General features: G+C 72.9%; 26 protein-coding genes. 12 read left to right on the forward strand and 14 right to left on the reverse strand.

All coding sequences use genetic code 11. The annotated features are described in order from the left end of the window. Positions 1 to 94: 94 nt before the first annotated feature. Positions 95 to 1438 (forward strand): UDP-glucose/GDP-mannose dehydrogenase family protein, encoded by a 1344-nt coding sequence (locus tag ACH4LD_RS07820; RefSeq protein ID WP_132785152.1) that lies wholly within the window; start codon positions 95 to 97, stop codon positions 1436 to 1438. Between the two features lie 93 nt (positions 1439 to 1531). Here ACH4LD_RS07820 and ACH4LD_RS07825 read toward each other — a convergent pair whose 3' ends face one another. After that, positions 1532 to 2038 carry a CGNR zinc finger domain-containing protein gene (locus ACH4LD_RS07825; protein WP_398055379.1) on the reverse strand — a complete coding sequence of 169 codons (507 nt, stop codon included), beginning with the start codon at positions 2036 to 2038 and terminating at the stop codon, positions 1532 to 1534. A 94-nt stretch (positions 2039 to 2132) separates the two neighbouring features. Here ACH4LD_RS07825 and ACH4LD_RS07830 point away from each other — a divergent pair, with 94 nt between their 5' ends. Beyond that, complete coding sequence (locus ACH4LD_RS07830; RefSeq protein ID WP_398055380.1) at positions 2133 to 2501, forward strand: VOC family protein; 369 nt, start codon at positions 2133 to 2135, stop codon at positions 2499 to 2501. 21 nt (positions 2502 to 2522) lie between these two features. Beyond that, positions 2523 to 2915 carry a VOC family protein gene (locus ACH4LD_RS07835; protein ID WP_103809983.1) on the forward strand — a complete coding sequence of 131 codons (393 nt, stop codon included), beginning with the start codon at positions 2523 to 2525 and terminating at the stop codon, positions 2913 to 2915. A 58-nt stretch (positions 2916 to 2973) separates the two neighbouring features. On the opposite strand, the gene ACH4LD_RS07840 is transcribed toward ACH4LD_RS07835, so the two are convergent. From ACH4LD_RS07840 to ACH4LD_RS07850, 3 genes are read right to left on the reverse strand one after another with little or no spacing between them, the layout of a single operon-like run. Further along, positions 2974 to 4167, reverse strand: coding sequence for a dipeptidase (locus ACH4LD_RS07840; protein ID WP_398055655.1), 1194 nt, complete (start codon positions 4165 to 4167; stop codon positions 2974 to 2976). Positions 4168 to 4172: 5 nt separating this feature from the next. Continuing rightward, entirely contained in the window at positions 4173 to 4697 is a 525-nt protein-coding gene (gene purE, locus ACH4LD_RS07845; RefSeq protein ID WP_079082684.1) for a 5-(carboxyamino)imidazole ribonucleotide mutase, read from the reverse strand. Further along, the gene (locus ACH4LD_RS07850) at positions 4694 to 5833 is read right to left on the reverse strand and encodes a 5-(carboxyamino)imidazole ribonucleotide synthase (protein WP_132785158.1); all 1140 of its coding nucleotides are present in this window, start codon (positions 5831 to 5833) and stop codon (positions 4694 to 4696) included. Before ACH4LD_RS07850 ends, purE begins: the two co-directional genes overlap by 4 nt. Positions 5834 to 6015: 182 nt before the next feature. On the opposite strand from ACH4LD_RS07850, the gene ACH4LD_RS07855 reads away from it, so the two are divergent. Beyond that, positions 6016 to 6519, forward strand: a complete 504-nt coding sequence (locus ACH4LD_RS07855; protein WP_398055381.1) for a GtrA family protein — start codon at positions 6016 to 6018, stop codon at positions 6517 to 6519. A 10-nt stretch (positions 6520 to 6529) separates the two neighbouring features. Here the strand turns inward: ACH4LD_RS07855 and ACH4LD_RS07860 are convergent, their stop codons facing one another. Together ACH4LD_RS07860 and ACH4LD_RS07865 are read right to left on the reverse strand one after the other, a co-directional pair. Further along, a complete protein-coding gene (locus tag ACH4LD_RS07860) occupies positions 6530 to 7801 on the reverse strand; it encodes an ATP-binding protein (RefSeq protein WP_398055382.1) in 1272 nt (423 codons plus the stop codon). A gap of 35 nt (positions 7802 to 7836) precedes the next feature. Beyond that, a complete protein-coding gene (locus ACH4LD_RS07865; RefSeq protein ID WP_030653180.1) occupies positions 7837 to 8514 on the reverse strand; it encodes a response regulator transcription factor in 678 nt (225 codons plus the stop codon). A 491-nt stretch (positions 8515 to 9005) separates the two neighbouring features. On the opposite strand from ACH4LD_RS07865, the gene ACH4LD_RS07870 reads away from it, so the two are divergent. Further along, the gene (locus ACH4LD_RS07870) at positions 9006 to 10511 is read left to right on the forward strand and encodes a peptide MFS transporter (RefSeq protein ID WP_398055383.1); all 1506 of its coding nucleotides are present in this window, start codon (positions 9006 to 9008) and stop codon (positions 10509 to 10511) included. A gap of 513 nt (positions 10512 to 11024) precedes the next feature. Here ACH4LD_RS07870 and ACH4LD_RS07875 read toward each other — a convergent pair. Then, on the reverse strand, positions 11025 to 11603 hold the full coding sequence (locus ACH4LD_RS07875) for an ATP-binding protein (RefSeq protein ID WP_103809977.1): 579 nt from the start codon (positions 11601 to 11603) through the stop codon (positions 11025 to 11027). 444 nt (positions 11604 to 12047) lie between these two features. Beyond that, positions 12048 to 12425, reverse strand: a complete 378-nt coding sequence (locus tag ACH4LD_RS07880; protein WP_014673130.1) for an STAS domain-containing protein — start codon at positions 12423 to 12425, stop codon at positions 12048 to 12050. A 246-nt stretch (positions 12426 to 12671) separates the two neighbouring features. Here ACH4LD_RS07880 and ACH4LD_RS07885 point away from each other — a divergent pair, with 246 nt between their 5' ends. Next, positions 12672 to 13568: an RNA polymerase sigma factor SigF gene (locus ACH4LD_RS07885; RefSeq protein ID WP_030653201.1), complete on the forward strand. Its 897-nt coding sequence runs from the start codon at positions 12672 to 12674 to the stop codon at positions 13566 to 13568. 239 nt (positions 13569 to 13807) lie between these two features. Beyond that, positions 13808 to 15343 (forward strand): ricin-type beta-trefoil lectin domain protein, encoded by a 1536-nt coding sequence (locus tag ACH4LD_RS07890; protein ID WP_398055384.1) that lies wholly within the window; start codon positions 13808 to 13810, stop codon positions 15341 to 15343. Positions 15344 to 15356: 13 nt separating this feature from the next. Here ACH4LD_RS07890 and hutI read toward each other — a convergent pair whose 3' ends face one another. Genes hutI through hutU form a run of 4 tightly spaced genes read right to left on the reverse strand, consistent with a single transcriptional unit; the run spans position 15357 to position 20840 of the window. Beyond that, the gene (gene hutI / locus ACH4LD_RS07895) at positions 15357 to 16532 is read right to left on the reverse strand and encodes an imidazolonepropionase (RefSeq protein ID WP_398055385.1); all 1176 of its coding nucleotides are present in this window, start codon (positions 16530 to 16532) and stop codon (positions 15357 to 15359) included. A 29-nt stretch (positions 16533 to 16561) separates the two neighbouring features. After that, positions 16562 to 17899, reverse strand: coding sequence for a formimidoylglutamate deiminase (locus tag ACH4LD_RS07900; RefSeq protein WP_398055386.1), 1338 nt, complete (start codon positions 17897 to 17899; stop codon positions 16562 to 16564). Beyond that, a complete protein-coding gene (locus tag ACH4LD_RS07905; RefSeq protein WP_398055387.1) occupies positions 17896 to 19179 on the reverse strand; it encodes an allantoate amidohydrolase in 1284 nt (427 codons plus the stop codon). The genes ACH4LD_RS07900 and ACH4LD_RS07905 overlap by 4 nt, the downstream gene beginning before the upstream one ends. Beyond that, positions 19176 to 20840, reverse strand: coding sequence for a urocanate hydratase (gene hutU / locus ACH4LD_RS07910; protein WP_398055388.1), 1665 nt, complete (start codon positions 20838 to 20840; stop codon positions 19176 to 19178). The genes ACH4LD_RS07905 and hutU overlap by 4 nt, the downstream gene beginning before the upstream one ends. 139 nt (positions 20841 to 20979) lie before the next feature. Between hutU and ACH4LD_RS07915 the strand changes: the two genes are divergently transcribed. From ACH4LD_RS07915 to ACH4LD_RS07935, 5 genes are all read left to right on the forward strand, one after another. Beyond that, positions 20980 to 22380, forward strand: a complete 1401-nt coding sequence (locus ACH4LD_RS07915; RefSeq protein ID WP_398055389.1) for a diaminopimelate decarboxylase — start codon at positions 20980 to 20982, stop codon at positions 22378 to 22380. A gap of 152 nt (positions 22381 to 22532) precedes the next feature. After that, positions 22533 to 22916 carry a hypothetical protein gene (locus tag ACH4LD_RS07920; protein WP_398055390.1) on the forward strand — a complete coding sequence of 128 codons (384 nt, stop codon included), beginning with the start codon at positions 22533 to 22535 and terminating at the stop codon, positions 22914 to 22916. Beyond that, complete coding sequence (locus ACH4LD_RS07925) at positions 22913 to 23788, forward strand: transcriptional regulator (RefSeq protein ID WP_398055391.1); 876 nt, start codon at positions 22913 to 22915, stop codon at positions 23786 to 23788. The genes ACH4LD_RS07920 and ACH4LD_RS07925 overlap by 4 nt, the downstream gene beginning before the upstream one ends. Positions 23789 to 23819: 31 nt before the next feature. After that, complete coding sequence (locus ACH4LD_RS07930; protein WP_014673140.1) at positions 23820 to 24299, forward strand: roadblock/LC7 domain-containing protein; 480 nt, start codon at positions 23820 to 23822, stop codon at positions 24297 to 24299. A gap of 10 nt (positions 24300 to 24309) precedes the next feature. Next, a complete protein-coding gene (locus ACH4LD_RS07935) occupies positions 24310 to 24684 on the forward strand; it encodes a hypothetical protein (protein WP_103809967.1) in 375 nt (124 codons plus the stop codon). 7 nt (positions 24685 to 24691) lie between these two features. Here the strand turns inward: ACH4LD_RS07935 and ACH4LD_RS07940 are convergent, their stop codons facing one another. Next, entirely contained in the window at positions 24692 to 25246 is a 555-nt protein-coding gene (locus tag ACH4LD_RS07940) for a hypothetical protein (protein WP_132785507.1), read from the reverse strand. A gap of 123 nt (positions 25247 to 25369) precedes the next feature. Further along, positions 25370 to 26212, reverse strand: coding sequence for a MurR/RpiR family transcriptional regulator (locus tag ACH4LD_RS07945; protein ID WP_181140146.1), 843 nt, complete (start codon positions 26210 to 26212; stop codon positions 25370 to 25372). Positions 26213 to 26245: the final 33 nt, after the last annotated feature.

Raw genomic sequence — 26245 nt, forward strand, 5'->3', positions numbered from 1 at the left:
GTGACAGCGGGGAAATTGCCCGCCGGACGGCCCGACTATGCTCAGGCACCGCATGACCGAGCAGGACCGACGGACCGGAGCTGGAGCGCACCCCATGAGCCTGAAGATCACCGTGATCGGCACCGGCTACCTCGGCGCCACGCACGCCGCCGCCATGGCCGAACTGGGCTTCGAGGTGCTGGGGCTGGACGTCGTACCCGAGAAGATCGCCATGCTGGAGCGCGGTGAGACCCCCATGTACGAGCCGGGGCTCCAGGAGCTGCTGCGCCGGCACGTGGCCGGGATCGAGGGGTCCACCGGGCGGCTGCGCTTCACCACGGACTGGGCCGAGGTCGGCGCCTTCGGCGATGTGCACTTCGTGTGCGTGAACACCCCGCAGAAGCACGGCGAGTACGCCTGCGACATGAGTTACGTCGACTCCGCGATCGCCTCGCTCGCCCCGCACCTGCGCGGCCCCGCCCTGGTCGTCGGCAAGTCGACCGTGCCGGTGGGCTCCGCCGACCGGCTGGCCGGCTACCTGGCCGAGCACGCCCCGGCGGGCGGCGACGCCGAGTTGGCCTGGAACCCGGAGTTCCTGCGCGAGGGGTTCGCCGTCCAGGACACCCTGCACCCGGACCGGATCGTCGTCGGTGTGCGCAGCGAGCGTGCGGAGAAGCTGCTGCGCGAGGTGTACGCCGGACCGGTCGGCGAGGGCACGCCCTTCGTGGTCACCGACTTCCCGACCGCCGAGCTGGTGAAGACGGCGGCGAACTCCTTCCTCGCGACCAAGATCTCGTTCATCAACGCGATGGCGGAGGTGTGCGAGGCCGCCGGCGGTGACGTGGCGAAGCTCGCGGAGGCCATCGGCCACGACGACCGGATCGGCCGCAAGTTCCTGCGCGCCGGCATCGGCTTCGGCGGTGGCTGCCTGCCCAAGGACATCCGGGCGTTCATGGCCCGCGCGGGCGAGCTGGGCGCCGACCAGGCGCTGACCTTCCTGCGCGAGATCGACTCCATCAACATGCGCCGGCGCGGCCAGATGGTGGAGATGACCCGGGAGGCGCTCGGCGGCGGGTCCTTCCTCGGCAAGCGGGTCGCGGTGCTCGGCGCCACCTTCAAGCCGGACTCGGACGACGTCCGCGACTCGCCCGCGCTGAACGTGGCCGGCCAGATCCACCTCCAGGGCGGCCAGGTGACCGTGTACGACCCGAAGGGCATGGACAACGCCCGCAAGGTCTTCCCGACCCTGGGCTACGCCGGCTCCGCGCTGGAGGCGGCCCGGGGCGCCGACGTCGTGCTGCACCTGACCGAGTGGCGGGAGTTCCGCGAGCTGGACCCGGTGGCGCTCGGCGAGGCCGCGGCGGCCCGGGTGATCCTCGACGGCCGCAACACCCTCGACCCGGAGCTGTGGCGCCGGGCCGGCTGGACGTACCGCGCGATGGGCCGCCCCAAGGCGTAGGGCACCACGGCGTGCTGATGGCGACGCCGGTTCGGCCGAGGCTCAGTCGGCCGAACCGGCGTCTGTCCGCATTCTGCACCAAACCGTCGCCGCTCACGCGCCCTTCGCCCGGTAGCGGCGCATCTTCGCGCGGGCCCCGCACACCTGCATCGAGCACCAGCGCCCGCGCCCGGCCGGGCTGCGGTCGTAGTACGCCCAGTGGCAGGTGTCGGCCTCGCACGCCTTGAGCCGGGTCCAGGTGCCGGCGACGAGCGCCTCGGCGACGGCGGCGGCGACCCGGGACAGCAGCGGGTCCCCGTCGGCCGGGGCGAGGCGGGCCGAGCCGTCGTGGTCGTCGACGGCGACGTACAGCGGGGCCCGTGCGAGCAGGGTGCCCAGCGGGGTCACCGGGCGGTGCGGCCGATGTCCGGCGTGCGCGAGCAGCGCGGCCCGCAGCGACTCGCGCAGCTCCCGGGCGTCGGCCAGCCCGTCCTCCGTGACGCCGAGGCGGGCGCGGCCCTCCGGCGTGTCCAGCCCGTCCCTGCCCGACTCGATGTCCAGGGTGTTGACCAGGGACTCGATCAGGGCCAGGCCGCCGGGAGCAGCCGATCTCTCGCTCATGCTTGAGACGTTACCCCTTATGCGGGAGCATGCAGTAACGGTTACCGGTTACTCGTCTCCACAGGTAACGCTGCAACGCTACGAGGAGGTAGTCATGGCTCTCGCCAAGCTCGGCGTCGTCGTCCTGGACTGTCCCGACCCCCGCGCGCTGGCCGGTTTCTACGCCGGTGTGCTGGGCGGCACAGTGGAGGAGAACCCCGAGGACAGCGCGTGGGTGGACCTGAAGGTGCCCGACGGGACGGCGCTGGCCTTCCAGCGGGCGGAGGGGTTCGTGCCGCCGGAGTGGCCCGCGGCGGACCGGTCGCAGCAGTTCCACCTGGACCTGGTGGTGGAGGACCTGGACGCGGCGGAGAAGGGCGTGCTGGAGCTGGGCGCCAAGCCGCTGGACACGCAGGACCGCGAGCGGACCTTCCGTGTCTACGCGGACCCCGCGGGGCACCCGTTCTGTCTCTGCGCCTGCTGACCCGTCCCGAAGGAGGACCCCATGGCGTCCGTGGCCCGTTTCCGCAACGTCGTGCTCGACTGCCCCGATCCGCACGCGCTGGCCGCCTTCTACGCGGCGGTGGCCGGGGGGACGCCGCAGCCGGAGGACGACGACTGGGTCGTGCTCCAGGTGCCGGACGGGCCACGGATCGCCTTCCAGCGGGCCGAGGGACACACCCCGCCGGAGTGGCCGCGCGCGGACCGCAACGGCCAGCAGCTCCACCTGGACTTCGACGCGGGTCCGACGTGGGCGGACCTCGACGCGGCGCACGAGCGGGTGCTGGCGCTCGGCGCCCGCCCGCTGGACCTGGAGGACCGCGAGACGAAGGACTTCCAGGTGTACGCCGACCCGGCCGGGCATCCGTTCTGCCTGTGCCGGATCGAGCGGTCGTGACGCTCCGGGGACGCCCGGCCCGGTGATCCCGGCCTTCACCGGGCGGGGCGTGCTCCGGTCAGTTCTCGCCGCGCGTGCCGTCCAGCGACCCGATCGTGGCGAGGGACGGCGCGCGGGTGGCCTGGAGGTCCCGGGCGACGTCCTCGGCCGCGCCGAGCACACGCACCGCGTTCTGCCAGGTCAGCTTGGCCAGGTCGGCCTTGGACCAGCCACGGTCCAGCAGTTCGGCGAGCAGGTTCGGGTAGCCGGAGACGTCGTTCAGGCCGTCCGGGGTGAACGCGGTGCCGTCGTAGTCGCCGCCGATGCCCAGGTGGTCGATGCCGGCGACCTCGCGCATGTGGTCCAGGTGGTCGGCGACCGTGGACACCGTGGCGACGGGACGCGGGTTGCGCTCCTCGAAGGCCCGGTGGATCTTCATCGCCTCGGGGTTGGTGTCCAGGTGGTGCAGGCCGTGGGCGCGCAGGTTCTCGTCGGCCGCGGCCGTCCAGTCGACGGCGGCCTGGAGCACGAACTTGGGCACGAACGTCACCATCGCCACGCCGCCGTTGGCGGGCAGGCGTTCCAGGACGTCGTCGGGGATGTTGCGGGGGTGGTCGCACACCGCGCGGGAGGACGAGTGGGAGAAGATCACCGGCGCGGAGGTGGCGTCCAGCGCGTCCCGCATCGTCGTCGCCGCCACGTGGGAGAGGTCGACGAGCATGCCGAGGCGGTTCATCTCCGCCACGACCTCGCGGCCGAAGGCGGACAGCCCCCCCACGCGCGGCGCGTCGGTCGCGGAGTCGGCCCAGTCCACGTTGTCGTTGTGGGTGAGCGTCATGTAGCGCACGCCGAGCGCGTACAGGCCGCGCAGGGTGCCGAGCGAGTTGGCGATGGAGTGTCCGCCCTCGGCGCCCATGAGTGAGGCGATACGGCCCTCGCCGCGCGCCGCCTCCATGTCGGCGGCGGTCAGCGCGGGCGCCAGATCCGCCGGGTAGCGGTCCAGCAGCCGCCGGACGCAGTCGATCTGCTCCAGCGTCGCCGCGACCGGATCCGGCTGCTCGCAGGGCACGTACACCGACCAGTACTGGGCGCCGACCCCGCCCGCGCGCAGCCGCGGCAGGTCGGTGTGCAGCCGCTCGCGCCGGTCACCGGCGATGTCCAGGGCGTCCAGGTCGTAGCCGGCCTGCTCGCGCAGCGCCCAGGGCAGGTCGTTGTGCCCGTCGACCACGGGGAACTCGCGCAGCAGCGCGTGGGCTTCGTCCAGGGCGGCCACGGCGGTCACTTCCCGAAGCCGAAGCCGCTGCCCGCGCCCTCGACCTTGGAGCGCAGCCGCTTGCCCTTCTCGGTGGCCTGGTCGTTGAGGTCCTGCTGGAAGTCGCGCATCCGGTGCAGCAGGTCCTCGTCGTGCGCGGCGAGGATGCGGGCGGCGAGGAGACCGGCGTTGCGGGCACCGGCGACGGAGACCGTGGCGACGGGGACACCGGCCGGCATCTGCACGATGGAGAGCAGGGAGTCCATGCCGTCCAGGTACTTCAGCGGCACGGGCACACCGATGACCGGCAGCGGGGTCACGGAGGCGAGCATGCCGGGCAGGTGGGCGGCGCCGCCCGCACCTGCGATGATCACCTTCAGGCCGCGGTCGGCGGCCTGCTCGCCGTACGTGATCATCTCGCGGGGCATGCGGTGCGCGGAGACGACGTCGACCTCGTAGGCGATCTCGAACTCGTCCAGGGCCTTGGCGGCGGCTTCCATGACGGGCCAGTCGGAGTCCGACCCCATGACGATGCCAACAACGGGGCTCATTCGGTGATGGTGCCTCTCAGGTAGCCGGCTGCGTGACGGGCGCGCTCCAGCACGTCGTCCAGGTCGTCGCCGTAGGTGTTGACGTGTCCGACCTTGCGGCCCGGCTTCACGTCCTTGCCGTACATGTGGATCTTGAGCTTGGGGTCACGGGCCATGCAGTGCAAGTACGCGGAGTACATGTCCGGGAAGTCGCCACCCAGGACGTTGACCATCACGGTCCACTTGGCGCGCGGGCGCGGGTCGCCCAGCGGCAGGTCCAGGACCGCGCGGACGTGGTTGGCGAACTGCGAGGTGATCGCGCCGTCCATGCTCCAGTGGCCGGAGTTGTGCGGGCGCATCGCCAGTTCGTTGACGAGGATGCGGCCGTCGCGGGTCTGGAACAGCTCGACGGCGAGGTGCCCGACGACGCCGAGCTCCTTGGCGATGGTCAGCGCCAGCTGCTCGGCGTGCAGCGCCAGGTCCTCCTCCAGGTCCGGCGCGGGGGCTATGACCGTGTCGCAGACGCCGTTGACCTGCTGCGACTCCACCACCGGGTAGGCCACGGCCTGACCGTGCGGGGAGCGTACGACGTTGGCGGCCAGCTCGCGGACGTAGTCGACCTTCTCCTCGGCGAGGACGGGCACGCCGGCGCGGAACGGCTCGGCCGCCTCCTCGGCGTTGTCGACGACCCACACGCCCTTGCCGTCGTAGCCGCCGCGGACCGTCTTGAGGACGACCGGGAAGCCGTCGCCCTCCTCGGCGAACCGGACCACGTCCTGCGGATCGCTCACGATCCGGTGCCGCGGGCAGGGGATGCCGATCGCGTCGAGCTTCGCACGCATCACCCCCTTGTCCTGGGCGTGCACCAGCGCGTCCGGCCCCGGGCGCACGGGGATGCCGTCCGCCTCCAGGGCACGCAGGTGCTCGGTGGGCACGTGCTCGTGGTCGAAGGTGATCACGTCGCAACCGCGCGCGAACTCGCGGAGCGTGTCGAGGTCGCGATAGTCGCCGATGACGACGTCGCTCACGACCTGCGCCGCGGAATCCTGAGGAGTGTCACTGAGAAGCTTGAACCTGATGCCCAACGGGATGCCCGCCTCGTGCGTCATACGCGCGAGCTGCCCCCCGCCGACCATGCCGACTACCGGGAACGTCACACCCCTAGCGTATCGGCCACGCGGAGACTGTCGGATCGCGTCCCTCTCACAGACTCTTACCCGGTGCTTCCCCGCCTCTTTCCGACCTGTTTCCACAGCGTGGCCCGGTCCACGGGCACCGGCGGGCCCGCCCGGCTAGCATGGCGGGGTTGAGGAAACCTACCGACGGGAGCTGCACAGCCATGGAACCTCGTTCCTCGGGGCTGCAACGGCTCGTACGCGAGGTGGCCAAGTTCGGTGCCGTGGGCGGCGCCGGCGTCCTCGTCAATCTCGGTGTGTTCAACCTGGTCCGGCACGTCTCCGACCTGCCGGTGGTGCGGGCCAGCGTCATCGCGACCGTCGTGGCCATCGTCTTCAACTACGTCGGTTTCCGTTACTGGACGTACCGGGACCGCGACAAGAGCGGGCGCACCAAGGAACTCACGCTGTTCCTGCTGTTCAGCGTGATCGGTCTGGTGATCGAGAACGGCGTGCTGTACCTGGCGACCTACGGCTTCGGCTGGGACAGCCCGCTGCAGAGCAACGTCTTCAAGTTCGTCGGCATCGGCGTCGCGACCCTGTTCCGGTTCTGGTCGTACCGCACCTGGGTGTTCCGGGCGCTGCCCGCCCGGGAGGCCGTGGTGAGCGCGGAACCGGTCCTGGAGCGCGAGTCGACCAAGCGGACGCCCAAGCAGCGCGTGCCGTAGGCACCGGTCCCTAGCGGACCGTCGGGTGGTCGTCGTCCGGGGTGCGTGCCGGGGGCGTGCGCGAGAGGAACAGGCCGAAGACCGGGGGCTGCGCCTGGAGCAGCTCAAGGCGTCCGCCGTCGGCCTCCGCGAGGTCCCGGGCGACGGCCAGGCCGATCCCCGTGGAGTTCCGCCCGCTGATCGTGCGCTCGAAGATCCGCGCGCCGAGGTCGGCCGGCACACCCGGGCCCTCGTCGGTGACCTCGATCACTGCCTGGTTGCCGGTGACCCGGGTCCGCAGGGCGACGGTGCCGCCGCCGTGCATGAGCGAGTTCTCGATCAGCGCGGCCAGCACCTGGGCGACCGCGCCCGGTGTGCCCACCGCCTGGAGGTGCCGCTTGCCGGAGCTGACGATGGCCCGGCCGGCGCTGCGGTAGGCGGGCCGCCACTCGGCGAGCTGCTGCTGGATGACCTCGTCCAGGTCGAAGGTGACGGCGGAGCCGGTCCGCGGGTCCCTTGAGTTGGTCAGCAGCCGCTGCACGACGTCCGTCAGCCGCTCGACCTGCGTCAGCGCGATGGTCGCCTCCTCCTTCACCGTGTCCGGGTCGTCGGTGAGGGTGATCTCCTCCAGGCGCATGGACAGCGCGGTCAGGGGCGTACGGAGCTGGTGGGAGGCGTCGGCCGCGAGGCGCCGCTCGGCCGTCAGCATGCGCCCGATCCGCTCGGCGGAGGCGTCCAGCACATCGGCGACCCGGTCCAGCTCCGGGACGCCGTACCGCTTGTGCCGGGGGCGCGGGTCGCCGGAGCCGAGGCGTTCGGCGGTCTCGGCGAGGTCGGTCAGCGGGGAGGCGAGCCGGTTGGCCTGCCGTACGGCCAGCAGCACCGCCGCCACCACGGCGAGCAGTGCGACCAGCCCGATGATCAGCAGGGTCCGGCCGACCTCGCGGGTCACCGCGGAGCGGGGCTCCTGCACGGTGACCGTCTCGCCCTCCTCGCCGCGCTGCGTGTAGTGGATGGTGTCGCCCTCGGGCTTGGTGCCGATCTCGATGGGCGGCTTGCCGGGCATGCGGATGACCGCGTACTGGTCCTTGCTGACCGGGTTGCGCAGCACGTCCGCGTTGACGTTCTCCGCGGCGAGGATCCGGCTGTCCACGATGCTGGCCAGCCGCACCGCCTCGGACTCCACCCGCTCCTGGGCGCTGTTGCTGATCGTCCGCGTCTCGACGATCACCAGGGACACGCCGAAGACCGCGATCACCACGAGGACGACGGCGAGGGTGGACTGGATGAGACGTCGGCGCATGCTCCGTTACCTGGGGTGATCGCTGGGGCCCGGACTCAGCTCTTCTCGAACCGGAAGCCCACGCCACGCACCGTCGCGATGTACCGGGGGTTCGCCGCGTCGTCGCCCAGCTTCTTGCGCAGCCAGGAGATGTGCATGTCCAGGGTCTTGGTGGACGACCACCACGTGGTGTCCCAGACCTCGCGCATCAGCTGGTCCCGGGTCACCACCCGGCCCGCGTCCCGCACCAGCACCCGCAGCAGGTCGAACTCCTTGGCGGTGAGCTGGAGTTCCTCGTCGCCCATCCAGGCGCGGTGCGACTCGACGTCGATCCGCACCCCGTGCGTGGCCGGCGGCTGCTGCGGTTCGGCCGCGCCGCGCCGGAGCAGGGCCCGTACCCGGGCGAGCAGTTCGGCGAGCCGGAACGGCTTGGTGACGTAGTCGTCGGCGCCCGCGTCCAGGCCGACGACGGTGTCCACCTCGTCGGCCCGCGCGGTCAGGATGAGGATCGGCACGGTGTGACCGTCGGCACGCAGCCGGCGGGCGACCTCCAGGCCGTCCATGCCGGGCAGGCCCAGGTCCAGCACGACCAGGTCCACGCCGCCCTGCATTCCGGCGTCGAGCGCGGCGGGTCCGTCCTCGCGCACCTCGACCTCGTAACCTTCCCGGCGCAGGGCGCGGGCCAGCGGCTCCGAGATGGACGCGTCGTCCTCGGCGAGCAGTACACGGGTCATGAGGTGATGGTAGACCGCCCGCGCGCGGTGCCGGGGTGTGATCGGCACCAGGGGTTCTTACCTTCGTATGCTGCTGGTACGAACCATTGACCTGGGGATGCGATCGTAGGAGAGACCTTCGAATCGGGTTGTGCGGTTCCCGCGACACCTGTGATCCGTGTCTCAAGTCCTTCCATATCCGGCAGTGTCCTGCCGTATGGTGACCTGAACGCCTGTAGTACACCGGGGACCTTTGGCGGGCATGTGACGCTGAGGGTCTTCTTTGTGTGCGGGCTGGCCCAGACCAGCCTCGAAAGGAATGACCTCTGGCCGGGCTCCGGACGCGGTGACGCGTCGGGGCGTGGATCCCGGTGGTCGCCGTCCGCCGCCCCGCGATCCGGGGCGGACTCCCCCTGGGCGTGGGGGTGGACGACCGACCCCGCCGGTGCCGGCCGACACCCCCACCGGGCGCGCAACGCTCCACCGCGCGTCCCGACCAGCAAGGAACGACCATGGCGTCCAGCCTGACGAAGGACTCGGTCCGACCGGGCACCCCCGGTTCCGAGAAGACCTTCTTCGGCCACCCCCGCGGACTGGCCACTCTCTTCATGACCGAGATGTGGGAGCGCTTCTCCTACTACGGCATGAGGGCCCTTCTCCCGCTGTACCTGGTGGCCCCGGGTGGCCTGCACCTGAGCGCGGGCACGGCGACGGCGATCTACTCCGTGTACCTGTCGCTCGTGTACCTGCTCGCCCTGCCCGGCGGCTGGTTCGCCGACCGTGTCCTCGGCCCGCGCAAGACGGTCGCCGTCGCGGGCCTGGTCATCATGCTCGGTCACCTGTGCCTGGCGCTGCCCGCCGCCGCGAGCTTCTTCGTCGGCCTGGTCCTCGTCGCCATCGGTTCCGGTCTGCTGAAGGCCAACATCTCCACGATGGTCGGCCACCTCTACGACGGCCCGGAGGACCCGCGCCGGGACGGTGGCTTCACGCTCTTCTACATCGGCATCAACCTCGGTGCCTTCGTCGCCCCGCTGGTCATCGGCACCGTCGGTGAGAACGTCAACTGGCACCTGGGCTTCGCGCTGGCCGCGCTCGGCATGGCGCTGGGCCTCGCCCAGTACCTGCTCGGCGGACGCCACCTGGACGCCAGGAGCAGCGAGGTCCCGACCCCGCTGACGCCCGCCGAGAAGGCGTCCACCCTGCGCAAGGGCCTGATCTGGCTGGCCGTCGCCGTGGTCTTCTACGGCATCGTCGGCGGCACCGGCCACTTCACCCTGAACTGGGCGCTGATCCCGCTCACGCTCATCGGCCTGATCGTGCCGATCCTGGTCATCTCCCGGATCCTGCGCGACAAGGACCTGGAGCCCGCCGAGCGCTCCAAGGTGTCCGCGTACATCTGGTTCTTCGTGGCCGCCGCCGTCTTCTGGATGATCTACGACCAGGGCGGCTCCACCCTCTCGCTGTTCGCCGAGAAGAACGCCGACAACACCATCTTCGGCTGGGAGTTCCCGGTCTCCTGGTACCAGTCGGTCAACCCGGTCATGATCATGGCGCTCGCGCCGGTGTTCGCCTGGCTGTGGCTGTGGCTGAACAAGCGCGGCAAGGAGCCGAGCACGATCGTGAAGTTCGCCTCCGGTCTGGTGCTGGTCGGCGCGTCCTTCTTCGTCTTCCTCGCCCCGCTGTCGATCGCCGAGGGCGGTCACAAGGCCGCGGCGCTGTGGCTGGTCGCGATCTACTTCGCGCAGACCGTCGGTGAGCTGACGCTGTCGCCGGTGGGTCTGTCGGTGACGACGAAGATGGCGCCGAAGAAGTACGCCTCGCAGATGATGGGCGTCTGGTTCCTCGCGGTGACCGCGGGCGACTCCGTCACCGCCCTGCTGTCGAACCCGGCCGTCGGTGGTGTCAACCTCGACAAGATGGGCTTCGTCGCCCTGGAGGCCGTGCTCGCCGTGGTCGCGGGTGCCGCGGTGTGGATGTACCGCGGCAAGGTGAAGAAGCTGATGGGCAACGTCAACTAGTCGTTGGACCTGACCGGCGGAGGGTCACCGCGTCCCTGGGACGTGGTGACCCTCCGTTCGTGCCGGGGTGTTGGGCGCCGTCTGGGTGGTCGAGCGTCGGCGGCCGACGCACGGCTGTGGCTGAGCGCGCGGTTCCCCGCGCCCCCTGAGGTCGACGACGCCGGCGTGGGCCGCCGGCGCGGCCGGCAACGCCGCCGAGCCGGTAGAGCCGCGGCTGAGGCGAGCGCGGCGGTTCGTATCGAGTACGGCACGATCGGTCCGCCCCATTCATTCCTGACGGCACATCGGATTCGGCGGTCAAGGTACGGCTGGGGTCGTGAGGAAGGAAGACACGTCACACGCCGGAGTCGTGGTGATCCGGCGTGCGCGAGGCGGTGTCGGAGTGGAGGCGGGGACTCGGGTGGTCCCCGGCGGCCGCTCAGGCGGGGCGCCCAGCTCCGCCCAGACCGTCTTGCCCGGCACGCGCGAAGCGGTAACGGAGAGGCGGGACCTCGGATGGTCCCCGGCGGCCGCTCAGGCGGGGGCGCCCAGCTCCGCCCAGACCGTCTTGCCCGGCGTGCCGGGGGCGCGGACCACGCCCCAGTCCAGGCACAGCCGCTGCACGATGAACATGCCGTGCCCGCCCGGCCGGCCGGCGCGGTGCGGGGTGCGCGGGGCCGGCTGGCCGGTGCCCCGGTCGGAGACCTCCAGCCGGATCACCTTGTTGTCGCAGGAGAGGAGCAGTTCGTCGGGGCCCTCGGCGTGCAGGCAGGCGTTGGTGACCAGTTCGGAGACCACGAGCAGCACGTCCTCGGCGGCGGCCCGCTGGTCGGCGGTGGCGGCGGGCAGCCAGCCCCACGCGTACAGCGCCTGGCGGGTGAAGTCACGAGCGAGCGGGACGACCCCGCTCTCGCCTTCCAGGCGCAGCCTGCGGACCTGCCGGCCCCGGGGCTGCGGGGTGCCGTCGGCCGGGCCCGGCGGCCCCGACGGCACGGACGGCGCGGCTGCCCCCGTGGCTGCGCCGACGGCCGGCGCGGCCCCCTCGGACGCCCCGGAAGCGCCGCTGGGCTCCGGGCCGCGGTCGCCCGGCGAGTAAGGCCGGGTGGTGCTCATCAGCGCTTCACCTCACCGATTCACCAGTTCACGATTCAATAAGTCCGGTCAATAGCCCGGCCGGCGGTCTCCGGCCGGTCGGTCCTGTCGAAGGCCCGGCACCGCCGGCGCCGCGGGCGCCGTCCGGCCGGGATGTCGTCCGCACACCGCCCGGACGTCGTTCGTACATCGTCCGCGCGCCGCCCGCACACCGCCCGACGGCCGTCCGCACGCCGCCCGGCCAGGAATCCATACCCGCCCGTCCGCCGGACGCACGCCCCGTCCCGGGCGCCCACCGGCCACCGGTAAGCGGTGGCCGACGGCCGGCAGTCGGCGGAACGCCTCCCGCCTCCTTCTGCCCTCTCCTGCCCGACCGATCCGACGGAACACCCCCCGTTTTGGACGTGATGCATGTAACGCCCACGGGAAGCCGCGACGGACCGGACCGGCCACGGGGACGGCGGGTCAGTCGGCACCGTCGGCCAGGGCCGCCTCCAGGGAGTCGTGGACGGTGAAGACCGCCTCCGCCCCGGTGATCTCGAACACGCGGGCGACCACTGGCAGCATCCCGGCCAGATGGACCCCGCCACCCGCGGCCTCCGCCTTCAAGCGGGCGCCGAGCAGGACGTTCAGCCCTGTGGAGTCGCAGAACTCCAGGCGTGAGCAGTCCACGACGAGCCGCGAGAAGCCCTTGGCCAAGAGGTCGTCGAGGGGCTCACGCAAAAGATCGGCGGTGTGGTGATCGAGCTCACCCGCCGGTGTCACAACGGCGCTGGAGCCCTCTTCCCGCACCTCCACCAGAAGCCGGCCCGACTGTGCGCTGCCGACCGTCCCGTGGTCCATGCCGTCTCTCTCCCGAGGTCGTGGCTGCTGATGCCCTCGAACATTACGCCTTCCATGCGCACTCCGACACCCGAACATCCGCACAGAAACGGACATATAGCCACAGAACGCACTTGCGACTCGCTCGGTGCAGCGGGTAGGGCTAGTAAAGACACACACCCCTACACGCCGGCTTCGGAGGCGCCGCACACCGCAGTGCACGTACTGGCTTCGGCAGCCATATGCCGAGAACGATGGAGGACACCCATGTCACCCCGGCTCGACGCATCGCCTACCCCGATCGCGACGTCGACACCCCCACCGGAACAACTGGATCATCCCATCGACCCCCTCGATCCCTTCGAGGGACTCCCGGAGATCCCCCCGTACGACGAGATCGGCCCGGTCGACGCGCGGGCCCTGTCCAAGACCCTCTTCGAGCGCCTGGAGTCGCTGGAGGAAGGGACGCACGAGCACGCGTACGTCCGCAACACCCTCGTCGAGCTCAACCTCGCGCTCGTCAAGTTCGCCGCCTCCCGCTTCCGCTCCCGCAGCGAGCCGATGGAGGACATCATCCAGGTCGGCACCATCGGACTGATCAAGGCGATCGACCGGTTCGAACTCTCCCGCGGCGTCGAGTTCCCCACCTTCGCGATGCCGACCATCATCGGCGAGATCAAGCGGTTCTTCCGTGACACCTCGTGGTCCGTGCGCGTCCCGCGCCGGCTCCAGGAGCTGCGGCTCGACCTGGCCAAGGCCGGCGACGAGCTGGCGCAGCAGCTGGACCGCGCCCCCACGGTCGCGGAACTGGCCGAGCGGCTCGGCATCTCCAACGACGAGGTCGTCGAGGGCATGGCCGCCTCGAACGCCTACACCGCCTCGTCGCTGGACGCCCAGCCCGAGGAGGACGAGTCCGAGGGCGCGCTCGCGGACCGCATCGGATACGAGGACCACGGGCTGGAAGGCATCGAGTACATCGAGTCGCTCAAGCCCCTGATCGCCGAACTCCCGCCCCGGGACCGGAAGATCCTCTCCCTGCGGTTCGTGGCGAACATGACGCAGTCGGAGATCGGCGAGGAACTCGGCATCTCTCAGATGCACGTGTCCCGGCTGCTGTCGCGCACGCTGGTACGGCTGCGCAAGGGGCTGACGCTGGAGGAGTGACCTCCGCGCGGAACGTGCGCGCCGCGCGTGTGCCGCCCGTACCGCGGTGAGCGGCCCGGTGGAGACGCCGGGCCGCTTCGCCGTCCCCGGCACCCACCCCACCGGGGGCCGGGTGCCCGGCAGCCCAACCGTTATGCGGTTCCTCACAGAAACCTCTTTCCGGGACCGCCCCCGTCCTCCACTATGGGTCCCCAAACTGGCTGGTATGTCAGCGGCCTTCTCGGGACGGAGGGTGTTGCATGGCTGAGGGGGACCACGCCACGGCGGGGGACCACGAGGACGCGCCGGACGCACGGCTGACCGAACTGCTGCGCTCCCCCACGCCCACGGCCTACCCGGCGTTGCAGGAGCTGCGCCGCCGCCACCATCCGGCGGTCCTCGCCCACGCCCGGCTGTGCGCGACGAGCGAGTCCGCGGCCCGCCGGCTGGCGGCGGAGACGTTCACCACGGCGGCCCGCGAGACGGCCCGGGGTGTCGAACCGCCCGTCCCCCTGCGCCACCGGCTCCTGCTGCTCACCGTGCGGCTGGCGGCGGACTGGGCGCGCGACGAACGCTCCGCGGGCGTCGACCCCGGCCTGCTGCTGGTGCTGACCACGGCCGGCCGCCCCGAGGGCCCGACCCCGCCCCTGCTCCCGGCCTTCTGGTCACTGCCGTCCCGCGCCCAGGGACTGCTCTGGTACGGCGTCCTCGACGCGGAACCCGAGGAGCGCACCGCCGCCTTCCTCGGCCTCGGCCGCGCGGACGTCCTCCACGACACCCCGCGGGCCCTCACCGCCCTGGCCCAGGCCTGTCTGCGGCACCGGCTGGCCGCCTCCGACGACCCGCGCTGCGCGGACTTCCGGCGGCTGATCGAGGAGGCGGTACGGCCGGACGCCCCGCGCCGCAGCGCCGACCTGGACACCCACATGGCGCGCTGCCCGCACTGCACGGCCGCGTTCGAGGAGGTGCGGGCACTGCGGGACGCGCCCCGGCAGACCCTGGCCGAGGGTCTGCTGCCGTGGCGCGGAACGGCGTACCTGCGCCGGGACGAGCGCCCCGCGCCCACCGCCGTACCCACGACGGCGGACACGCCCGGCCGGCCGCCCCGCGGACGCGTCCTGCTGGGCTCGGCGGCGCTGGGCGTGGCGTTGACCCCGCTGCTGGTCTTCCTGTTCAGCCCCGCGCACCCCACCGACCGCCGCCCGGCGGCGGCGACCCCCGCGCCCTCGTCGGTGACGGTGACGGCGACGGTCCCGCTCCCCCCGTCCCCGGCCCACTCCCCCTCCCCGTCCCGCACGTCCAGGTCCCCGTCCCCCACCCCGGCTTCGCACCGCCCGACTTCCACCCCGCCCCGCCGCGAGACCCCGAGCCCGACGCCGCCGCCCGCCCCGCCGGGCGCCGCCTACGCCCAGGTGGTCAACCTCGCCACGGGCCGCTGCCTGGACATCCGCGACGGCGACCTGGCCAAGGGCACCGACGTCGTCACGGCTCCCTGCGGCTCCTCCGCGACCCAGCGCTGGAGCGTCGACGCCTCCCTGGGCGTGCTCCGCTCGGCGGCCGACGACGACTTCTGCCTCGACAGCCGGGGCTCGGTCGACGGGGGCGTGGGCATCTGGGAGTGCGACTCGGTCCACGGCCGCAACGGCGAGAACCTCCGCTTCACCGTCGACCCCGACGGCACCATCCGGCCGGCCATCGCCATCGAGACGGCGGTCACCCCGGACGACGGCGACGGCGTCTCCCTGCACGCCCTGTCCGACAGCCCCGGCCAGCGGTGGCGGGCGGGGGCGCGGTGAGCGTCCCCCGGGCTCAGACCACCCGGACCCCGCGCCGCCACACTCCGCTGACCAGGGGTACGCCCGGGCGGTAGGCCAGGTGCACGTGGCTGGGGGCGTCCAGGATGATCAGGTCGGCCCGGGCGCCCGGGCTCAGGCGGCCGATGTCCGTGCGGCGCAGCGCCGTCGCGCCGCCCGCCGTGGCCGACCAGACCGCCTCGTCCGGGGTCATCCGCATGTCGCGGACGGCCAGGGCGATGCAGAAGGGGACGGAGGAGGTGAAGGACGAGCCGGGGTTGCAGTCGGTGGAGAGGGCGACCGTCACACCCGCGTCCAGCAGACGGCGGGCGTCCGGCCACTCGGCGCGGGTGGAGAACTCGGCGCCGGGGAGCAGGGTGGCGACCGTCGCGCTGTGGGCGAGGGCGTCCACGTCCGCGTCCGTGAGGTGGGTGCAGTGGTCGGCGCTGGCCGCGTCCAGTTCGACGGCGAGCTGGACGCCGGGGCCGTGGGAGAGCTGGTTGGCGTGGATGCGCGGGTGCAGGCCCTTGGCCTTGCCGGCCGTGAGGATCGCGCGGGCCTGGTCGCCGTCGAAGGCGCCCTTCTCGCAGAAGACGTCGATCCAGCGGGCGTGCGGCGCGCAGGCGTCCAGCATCTCGCCGGTGACCAGGGCGACGTAGGCCGCCGGGTCGTCGGCGTAGTCCGGGGAGACGATGTGGGCGCCGAGGTACGTCACCTCGTCGGTGTGCCGCGCGGCCAGACGCAGGGCGCGGGACTCGTCCTCGACGGTGAGGCCGTAGCCCGACTTGGTCTCGAAGGTGGTCGTTCCCTGGCGGAGGGCCTCGCCGAGGTGACGGGTGAGGTTCGCCTCCAGCTCCGCGTCGCTCGCGGCGCGGGTGGCGGCGACCGTGGTGCGGATGCCGCCGGCCGTGTAGGAGCGGCCGGACATGCGGGCGTTGAACTCCTGCGTCCGGTCGCCCGCGAAGACCAGGTGGGAGTGGGAGTCCACGAAGCCCGGCAGTACCGCCCGGCCGCCCGCGTCGACCCGGTTGTCAGTGGCGGGTGCTTTGCTTGACTCACCGGTCCACACGACACGGTCGCCGTCGATGACGACGGCCGCGTCCAGGACCAGACCGAGGGGGGAGTTGTCGCCGAGGGAGGGGTCGTTGGTGACCAGCGTGGCGATGTTGGTGATGACGGTGCTGCTGCTCATGGTGTCGTCCTCGTGGGGGTCGGCGTCGCTCAGCCGCGCAGGGCTTCGACGGCGGCGGCCAGCGCCTGCGGCACGTGGGGTACGAGCGTGTGCACGCCGTCGCGTACGACGTGCCGGCCGCCCACGACCGTATGCCGTACGTCCGCCGCGCCCGCCGCGAATACGGCCGTCTCGGCGCCCAGCCTGGGCAGTGTCCCGGCCGTCCTGACCGAGTCCAGGGCGATCGTCGTCAGGTCGGCGAGCGCGCCCGGCTCGATGGTGCCGGCGTCGTCCCAGCCGAGGGCGGCGTGGCCGTCGGCGGTGGCGGCCCGCAGCAGGGCGGCGGCCGTCCAGTGGCCCCGGGTGCGGCTGCGCAGCCGCTCGTTCAGCTCCATGGCGCGCGCCTCTTCGAGCAGGTCGATGACGGCGTGGCTGTCGGAGCCGAGGGAGAGCGGGGAGCCGGCCCGCTGGAGGGCGACGGCCGGGCCGATGCCGTCGGCCAGGTCCCGTTCGGTCGTCGGGCACATGCAGGTGCCGGTGCCCGAGTCGCCGAGCAGGGCGATGTCCTCGTCGGTGAGGTGGGTGTTGTGCACCCCGGTGGTGCGCGGCCCGAGGACGCCGTGGTCGGCGAGCAGCCGGGTGGGCGTGCGGCCGTGGGCGGCGAGGCAGGCGTCGTTCTCGGCGGTCTGCTCCGACAGGTGCACGTGCAGCGGGGCCCGCCGCTCCTCGGCCCAGCGTGCCACGGTCGCCAACTGTCCGGCGGGCACGGCCCGTACGGAGTGGATCGCCGCCCCGATCCGTGCGTGATCACGCTCCTTGAGAACTGCACAGCGTTCGGCCCAGGCCTCCGCGCTGCCGTCGGAGAACCGCAGCTGGTGGGCGGTGGGCGGCTCCCCGAAGCCGGAGGAGAGGTAGCAGGTGTCGAGGAGGGTGATCCGGATGCCGGCCTCGGCGGCGGCGGCGATCAGCGCCTCCCCCATGGCGTTGGGGTCGGCGTAGGGGGTGCCGCCGTGGGCGTGGTGCACGTAGTGGAACTCGCCGACACAGGTGATGCCGGCCAGGGCCATCTCGGCGTACACCGCGCGGGCCAGGGCGTGGTAGGTCTCCGGGGTCAGCCGGTCGGCGACGGAGTACATCACCTCGCGCCAGGTCCAGAAGGTCCCGGAGCCGACCTGGACGGTGCCGCGCAGCGCCCGATGGAAGGCGTGGCTGTGGGCGTTGGCGAGCCCCGGCAGGGTGAGCCCGCGCAGCACCTCGGCGCCGGTCGGCGGAGTGGGTGTCCCGGTGCGGACGGCGCCGATCCGGCCGTCCGCCACCTCCACCGTGACTCCCGGCTCGACACAGGTGCCGAGCCAGGCGTGCTCCAGCCAGTAGGTTCCCTTGGTCACCTGCGGACCAGCCCTTCCAGTACGTCGGCGAGTGCGCGCACCCCGGCCACGCAGTCGTCCTCGGCGGCGGACTCGGCCGGGGAGTGCGAGACACCGGTGGGGTTGCGCACGAACAGCATGGCGGTCGGGATGCTCCCGGAGAGGATTCCGGCGTCGTGTCCCGCACCGGTCCCGAGGACGGGCACCTTGAGGCCGGTGTCCTTGCCCAGGATGCGGCCGAGTTCGTCCCGCAGGGCGTGGTCGAACTCCACGACCGGGGTGAAGGACTCCCGGACGACGTCGAGGTCGATGCCGTGGGCGTCGGCGTACTCCCGGGCCGCCTTCTCGATGCCGCCCACCACCGTGTCCAGGGTGTCCTGGTCGGCGGCGCGGGAGTCGAGCCACCCGCGCACGAGGGACGGGATCGCGTTCACGCCGTTGGGCTCGACGGCGATCTTCCCGAAGGTGGCGACGGCACCGGCGAGTTCGGCCTCGCGGCGGGCGGCGAGCACGGTCTCGGCGTACGACAGCATCGGGTCGCGGCGGTCCACCAGCCGGGTGGTGCCGGCGTGGTTGGCCTCGCCCCGGAAGTCGAACCGCCAGCGCCCGTGCGGCCAGATGGCACTGGCGATGCCGACCCGGTCGCCGGACAGGTCCAGCGCGCGGCCCTGTTCGACGTGCAGTTCCACGAAGGCGCCGATCCGGGCCAGCCGCTCGGGGTCGGGACCGATGGCGTCGGGGTCGTACCCGGCCGCCTCCATGGCCCGGGGCAGGGTGATCCCCTCACCGTCGGTGAGCCGGTGGGCCTGCTCGGCGGTCAGCTGTCCGGCGGTGAGCCGGGAGCCGACACAGGCGAGCCCGAACCGGGCGCCCTCCTCGTCCCCGAAGTTGACGATGGCCAGCGGCTTGGCGAACTTGACGCCCCGGCCGCGCAGTTCGTCCAGCGCGGCGAAGGACGACACGACCCCGAGGGGACCGTCGAAGGCCCCGCCGTCCGGCACGGAGTCCAGGTGCGAGCCGGTGACGACGGCGTCCCCGGCGGCCGGATCCCCCAGCCAGGCCCACTGGTTACCGTTCCGGTCGACCTCGTACGCCAGCCCCCGCGCCTCGGCCTGGTCCTTGAACCAGGCCCGGCACTCGGCGTCCGCCCCGGTCCAGGCGTAGCGCCGGTAACCGCCGGAGTCGGGGTGCCGGCCGACGGGGAGCAGCTCACGCCACATCTCCTGGAAGGAGGCCCCGGGCCGGGGGCAGTCGTTCCGCAGGGCGGGAGGGCTGCCGTGCCCGGCCTCGCCGGCCGTCACGCCTCGTCACCCTCACGCATGGGCACCCGGACCCCCCGCTCGGCCGCGACCGACTCCGCGCTGTCGTAGCCCGCGTCCACGTGCCGGATGACACCCATCCCGGGGTCGTTGGTGAGGACGCGCCGGATCTTCTCGCCGCCCAGCTTCGTGCCGTCGGCCACGGTGACCTGTCCGGCGTGGATGGACCGCCCCATGCCGACGCCGCCACCGTGGTGGATGGACACCCAGGAGGCGCCCGAGGCCACGTTGACCATCGCGTTCAGCAGCGGCCAGTCGGCGATCGCGTCGGACCCGTCGAGCATGGCCTCGGTCTCCCGGTACGGCGAGGCGACGGACCCGCAGTCGAGGTGGTCGCGGCCGATGGCCAGCGGCGCGGCCAGCTCACCGCTCGCCACCATGTCGTTGAACCGCTCGCCGGCCTTGTCCCGCTCGCCGTAGCCGAGCCAGCAGATGCGCGCGGGCAGGCCCTGGAAGTGGACGCGCTCGCCGGCCAGCTTGATCCAGCGGGCGAGGGACTCGTTCTCGGGGAACAGCTCCAGGATCGCCTTGTCGGTCTTGGCGATGTCGGCCGGGTCGCCGGACAGGGCCGCCCAGCGGAAGGGGCCCTTGCCCTCGCAGAACAGCGGGCGGATGTAGGCGGGGACGAAGCCGGGGAAGGCGAACGCCCGGTCGTAGCCGGCGAGCTGGGCCTCGCCCCGGATGGAGTTGCCGTAGTCGAAGACCTCGGCGCCGGCGTCCATGAAGCCGACCATGGCCTCCACGTGCTTCGCCATGGACTCACGCGCGCGGGTGGTGAAGCCGGCCGGGTCCTTCGCCGCCTCGGAGGCCATGTCCTCGAAGGCCACGCCCACCGGGAGGTACGACAGCGGGTCGTGGGCGGAGGTCTGGTCGGTGACGATGTCGATGGGGGCGTTCATGGCGAGGAGCTGCGGGACCAGTTCGGCCGCGTTGCCGAGGACGCCGATGGACAGCGGGCGGCGGGCGTCCCGGGCCTCCACGGCAAGCTGGAGCGCGTGGTCCAGGGAGTCGGCCCGGACGTCGAGGTACCGGTGCTCGATGCGGCGCTCGATGGCGCGCGGGTCGCAGTCGACGCAGATCGCGACGCCGTCGTTCATGGTCACCGCGAGCGGCTGGGCGCCGCCCATGCCGCCGAGGCCGGCGGTCAGGGTGATGGTGCCGGCCAGGGTGCCGCCGAACTTCTTCGCGGCGACGGCGGCGAAGGTCTCGTAGGTGCCCTGGAGGATGCCCTGGGTGCCGATGTAGATCCAGGAACCGGCGGTCATCTGGCCGTACATGGTCAGGCCGAGGGCCTCCAGGCGGCGGAACTCCTCCCAGTTGGCCCAGTCGCCGACCAGGTTGGAGTTGGCGATCAGGACGCGCGGGGCCCACTCGTGGGTCTGCATCACGCCGACCGGGCGGCCGGACTGGACCAGCATGGTCTCGTCCTGCTTGAGGGTCCTCAGGGTGCGGACCATGGCGTCGAAGGAGCGCCAGTCGCGGGCGGCCTTGCCGGTGCCGCCGTAGACGACGAGCTTGTCGGGGTGCTCGGCGACCTCGGGGTCGAGGTTGTTCTGCAGCATGCGCAGGGCGGCTTCCTGCTGCCATCCCAGGGCGCTCAGTTCCGTGCCGCGCGGTGCTCGTACGGGGCGGGGTCCCGACATCGTCTGCCTCCTCCTGTGCCTACGTCTATTCACATCCTGTCTTCCTGAATAGAGCTAGTCAATACATCGGGACGGCCCCGCCCGCGCGCGTCGGGTGTTTGGCTGGAAGCACCGGTAGCCGGGACAGGACGGAGAAACCGTGGCGGAGATCGAGACGGCCGGGGACATCGGGAGCGAGGCGCGGGGGCGGGCGGCCCGCCGGGACCGGGCCGTGCGGGCGGCCGTCGAGCGGGGACTGCTGGGCCCGGACGCGGCCGTGGTGGGCCTGCTGGACGTCCTCGGCATCCGCGAGGCGGCGGCGGCGCTGCGGGCGGCGTTCGACGCGGTCGTGCCGCCCGGCACACCCGTGCTGCACGCCTTCGCCGTGAAGGCGACCCCGCTGGTGCCGGTGGTGCGGCTGCTGCACGAGGCGGGCATCGGCGCGGAGGTGGCGAGCCCCGGCGAGCTGGCGCTGGCCAGGGCGGCCGGGGTGCCGCCCGCCCGGACGGTGCTGGACTCGCCGGCCAAGACCCCGGCCGAGTTGCGCGAGGCGCTGGCCCTGGGCATCGCGGTGAACGCGGACAACCCGCAGGAGCTGGACCGGCTCGACGCCCTCGTGCGTGCCACGCCCACCCGGTCCCCGCTCGGGCTCCGGGTCAATCCCCAGATCGGCGGCGGCACCATCGGGGCGACCTCCACGGCGACGCGGACCTCGAAGTTCGGGGTGGCGCTGCGCGACGAAGGGGCACGGGACTGGGTCGTCCGGGCGTACGCGGAGCGGCCGTGGCTGACCCGGCTGCACGCGCACACCGGCTCGCAGGGCATCCCGCTGCCGCTGCTGGCGCGGGGCGCGGCGGAGGCGTACGCGCTCGCGGAGGAGATCAACGCGGTCGTCGGGCGGCGGCAGGTCGACACGGTCGACATCGGCGGCGGACTGCCGGTGAACCTCGCGTCGGAGGAGACGACACCGTCGTACGCGCAGTACGCGCGCCTGCTGGCCGAGCAGGTGCCGGGGCTGTTCGACGGGCGGTACGGGCTGGTGACCGAGTTCGGGCGGTCGCTGCTGGCCAAGTACGGGACGGTGGTGGCCCGGGTGGAGTACGCCAAGAGCGCGGGCGGGCGGCGGATCGCGGTGACGCACGCGGGCGTGCAGGTGGCGACGCGGACGGTGTACGTGCCGGGGGCCTGGCCGCTGCGGATCGCCGCGTACGACGCCGGGGGGCGGCCGAAAGCGGGGCCGGAGGTGGTGCAGGACGTGGCCGGGCCGGCCTGCTTCTCGGGCGACCTGCTCGCCGAGGGGCGCGCGCTGCCGCTGCTGGAGCAGGGCGACTACGCGGCGGCACTGGACACGGGCGCGTACTACTTCGCCCACCACTACGCCTACAACTCCCTCGCCCGGCCGGGCGTCTACGGCTACGCGCCGGACGGCGAGGGGGGCGTGGCCTTCGCCACCGTACGGGAGCCGCAGACCGTCGCGGAGGTGGTGGCGGAGTCGGGAGGGGCGCACGCGTCCGCACTCACCGGCCTCCCGGACGCCACCGGCGGGCACCCTTCGCCGTGATGATCAACTCGCCCGTCCCGCAGGCCAGTTGACCCACACTAGTACCCCCGGCGCATGTTCCAACGGAAAATGCCAAAGGCCTCACCTCCCGCACACACGTTGCGTAGTGTCGGCGTCACTCAACCGGAGTCACAGGCGGGAGGGGAGCCACGGTGCCCGGAATCGACGAGTGCCTGCTGGAAGCGATGCGGTTGCCCGGTGCCCGGGGAGCCGCGCTGGTGGACTGGACGAGCGGACTGGCCCTCGGCGCGGTCGGGGATGCGCCCGGCGGCGACCACGAGACGACCGCCGCCGAGGCCGCCGAACTCGCCCGGATGGCCGCCGAGCACGGCACCTTCGCGGCGGGCGGCGACGACCTGCCCCCCGTGGAGGACGTGATCATCAGCAACGGGGACAGCTACCACCTGCTGCGCTTCGTGGACACGTCCTTCGACAGCAGCGTGTTCCTGCACCTGTGGCTCGGCCGCGAGGAGGGCAACCTCGCGCTCGCCCGGATCCGGCTCGGTGAGATGGCCGCCCGGCTGGTGCTGGGATGACCGTGGTCAGCACCCCGCAGCCGGCCCTCCCGGTCCGGGACAAGGGGGCCGGGCGCGCCCTGTCCCCGATGCTCACCCGGCTCGCCGAGGAGCGGGCCACCGGCGTCCTGGTCCGCGAGCACGGCGTCCTGCACCTCGCCGAGGGCCGGGTGGTGCACGCCGAGAGCCCCCTCGCCCCCGGTCTCGACGTGCTCCTCACGGCCCACGGCACCCTCGCGGCCACCGCCTGGCAGCAGGCGGCGGCGCGGACCACGGGACCCCTGCACGCGGCGGAACTCCTGCTGCGCTCCGGGGTGTTGCCCACCGGTGCGCTGGAGCTGTGCCATCTGGACGCGGTGTACGACGCCGGGTACTTCGCGCTGGCGCCGAGCAGCACGCCGGGACGGTTCCGGTACGACTCCGCGCCCCGGCTCGGCCCGCTGCCCTCGGTGCCGGTGGTCGCGCTGGAACGCGAGACGCTGCGCCGCCGGCTGCTGCTGCACCGGCTGTGGCCCGACCCGGCCGCCGACACCGCCCCGCTGATCCGGGCGGACCCGCCCACCGGCCGCGCCCCGGCGAACCCGGCCGACCCGGCCGACCCGGCCGAGCCCACCGCACCGGCCACCCGGACCGCCCCCGCCACCCCGGTGACACCCCGGCAGCGGGCCGTCCTGGACCGCGTGGACGGCGTCCGCACGGCCGCCGACATCGCCCGGAACCTGGGCCGGCAGGCGTTCCACACGCTGGTCGACGTGCGCCGGCTGACGGCGGCCGGGCAGATCGCACCCGCGCCCACGGCACCCGCCCCGCCACCACCGCCGCCCTACCAGGTCACCACCGACCCCGACATCGCGCTGCTGAAGAGGCTCAGGGATGCGCTGGAGGCGCTTTGAACGGCACCGCCCCGCCGAGAGGAGAGACCTGATGGTGGCCGAAGAGGACCTGCGGACCGTCCTGGAGGAGCTGCTGCGGCTGCGCACCCGGGTCCCGCAGCTCACCGGTGCCCTGGCGGCCGGGGTCGACGGCCTCGTCGTCGCCCACGACACCCCCGGGGTCGATCCGGAGGGCCTGGCCGCGCTCACCGCCGCCGCGCTCGGCGTCGCCGTGCGGGTCACCGACGCCACCGGGCACGGCGGCTTCCGGGAACTGCTGGTGCGCGGCGAGCGCGGCTACATCGCCACCTACGCGGCCGGCCGGACCGCCGTCCTGACCCTGCTCGCGCAGGACCGGGTCAACGTGGGCCGGCTGCACCTGGAGGGGCGCCGGGCCGGCGCCCGCATCGGGGAGCTGCTGGACGCCGCCGAGGCCGTACGCCCGCTCCCGAGGACCACCCCCGCACGGACCCGCACTCCCCGCGCGCCCCGCACCACGGCCGCCGAGGCGCGCACCGCAACCGACAGCTGAGAGGACCACCATGGCCAACACCGAGACCGCGCTGAAGGAAGCCCTCACCTCCATAGAGGGAGCGACCGGTGTCGCGCTCGTCGACTACACCAGCGGGATGGCGCTGGGCACGATGGGCGGCAGCAAGACCTTCGACCTGAACGTGGCCGCCGCCGGCAACACCGATGTCATCCGCGCCAAGATGCGCACGATGGAGATGCTCGGCCTCAAGGCCGGCATCGAGGACATCCTGATCACCCTCTCCGACCAGTACCACCTGATCCGCCTGCTCAGCAGCCGCGGCGGCAACGGGCTGTTCCTGTACCTGGTCCTCGACTCCAGCCGGGCCAACCTGGCGATGGCCCGGCACCAGCTCAAGCGGATCGAGGAGGAGCTGGAGGTCTGACGGCGGCTCAGACCAGTGCGGCGGTACGGCGGCGGGCCCCGCCCGGGGCCGCGTCGCCGGCCGCGACGCCCGTACCGCGCAGGCCCTTGACGGCCTTGCCCGCGGGGCGCCCGCCGCGCCGGTCGAGCCAGTCGACGCGCACCCACAGCAGCGTCTCCCGGGCCCGCTCCAGCCGCCCGAGCCACGCGGCCTTCAGGCGCAGCCCGGTACCGAGCCCGGCCAGCAGCATGCCGCCGGCCGCGGGCACGGCGAAGGCGGAACCGAGCGCGAGCGCCCAGCCCAGCAGCAGCCACCAGCGGTGGCCCCGGCGCCAGGCGCGCACGGTCACCGCCCGGTCCTGAAGGACGTCGTACTTGCCGGCGCGGGCCACCCCGCGGGCGAGGGCGGTGTAGCGGCCCCGGCGGGCGAGTGCCACGACGGCCGCGCCGATGAGGAACAGCGCCGCGCCCGCCAGCACGCCGATCCGGCGCCCGGTCACTCCCTCCGGCACGACCCCGATCCCCGCGGCGACCACCCCGAGCCACCACAGCGGTGCGGCCCCGGCCCGTACGACGACGGCCACCCGAGCCAGTCCCTGTCCTCCGCGCGCCACGTCAGCCTCCCGTGTCACGTGTCCGAAGCGCATGCGTCTCGTAGGGAAGCTAATAGCAGAACGTGAGACGAATCTGAGAGTGGCGGGGCCCGGTCATTCGACGAACAGACCGCGGGCCGCCGCCTTGGCGTCGAACTCCTCCAGGCGGGCCTGGGCGTCCGGCAGGTCGTCGCAGAGCGCCTCCAGCAGCACGCGGCCGAGCAGCATGGGCGCGCACGCGGTGTCGAAGGCGAGCCCAGTGCCGACGGCGGCGGGCAGCAGCAGGTCGGAGTACTTGGCGACCGGCGCGAACGCGGAGTCGGCGACGGTGACCACGGTCAGGCCGGCGTCCTTGGCGTAGGCGAGGGTGTCCACGACCTCGCGCGGGTGCCGGGGCAGCGCGAAGCAGAGCAGGGCGGTGGCGCCCGCGCGGACGGCGGCGTCGATGCGGTCGTGGATCATCGTGCCGCCCTCGTGGAGCAGCCGGACGTCCGGGTGCACCTTGGCGGCGAAGTAGGAGAAGCCGTACGCCTGGGAGGCGGCGGCGCGCAGGCCGAGCACCGGCAGCGGGCGGGAGGCGGCGAGGACGCGGCCGGCCCGCTGCACCGGGCGGGGGTCGGCGAGCAGTTCGGCGAGGTGCCTCAGGTTCTCGATCTCGGCCTCGACGGCCTGCTGGTACTCGTTGTAGGCGGAGACCTCGGCGGCCGGTTCGGCCGGGACGACCTCGCGCAGGTGCTTGCGCAGGGCGGGATAGCCGTCGAAGCCGAGGGCGACCGCGAACCGGGTCACCGACGGCTGGCTGACCCCGGCCAGTTCGGCCAGTTCCACGCTGGACAGGAAGGGCACGTCGGCGGCCCGGCGCACCATGCTGTGCGCGATGCGGCGCTGGGTCGGCGTGAGCCGGTGGCCCTCGAAGAGCGCCTGCAATCGGTTGGCAGGGCTGTCGGTCCCGCTCATCACGTACTCCCCCTCCGGATTCCTCGACGCCCC

Origin of the sequence: Streptomyces sp. NPDC017676, assembly GCF_044329325.1 — a bacterium.
Lineage (GTDB): Bacteria > Actinomycetota > Actinomycetes > Streptomycetales > Streptomycetaceae > Streptomyces.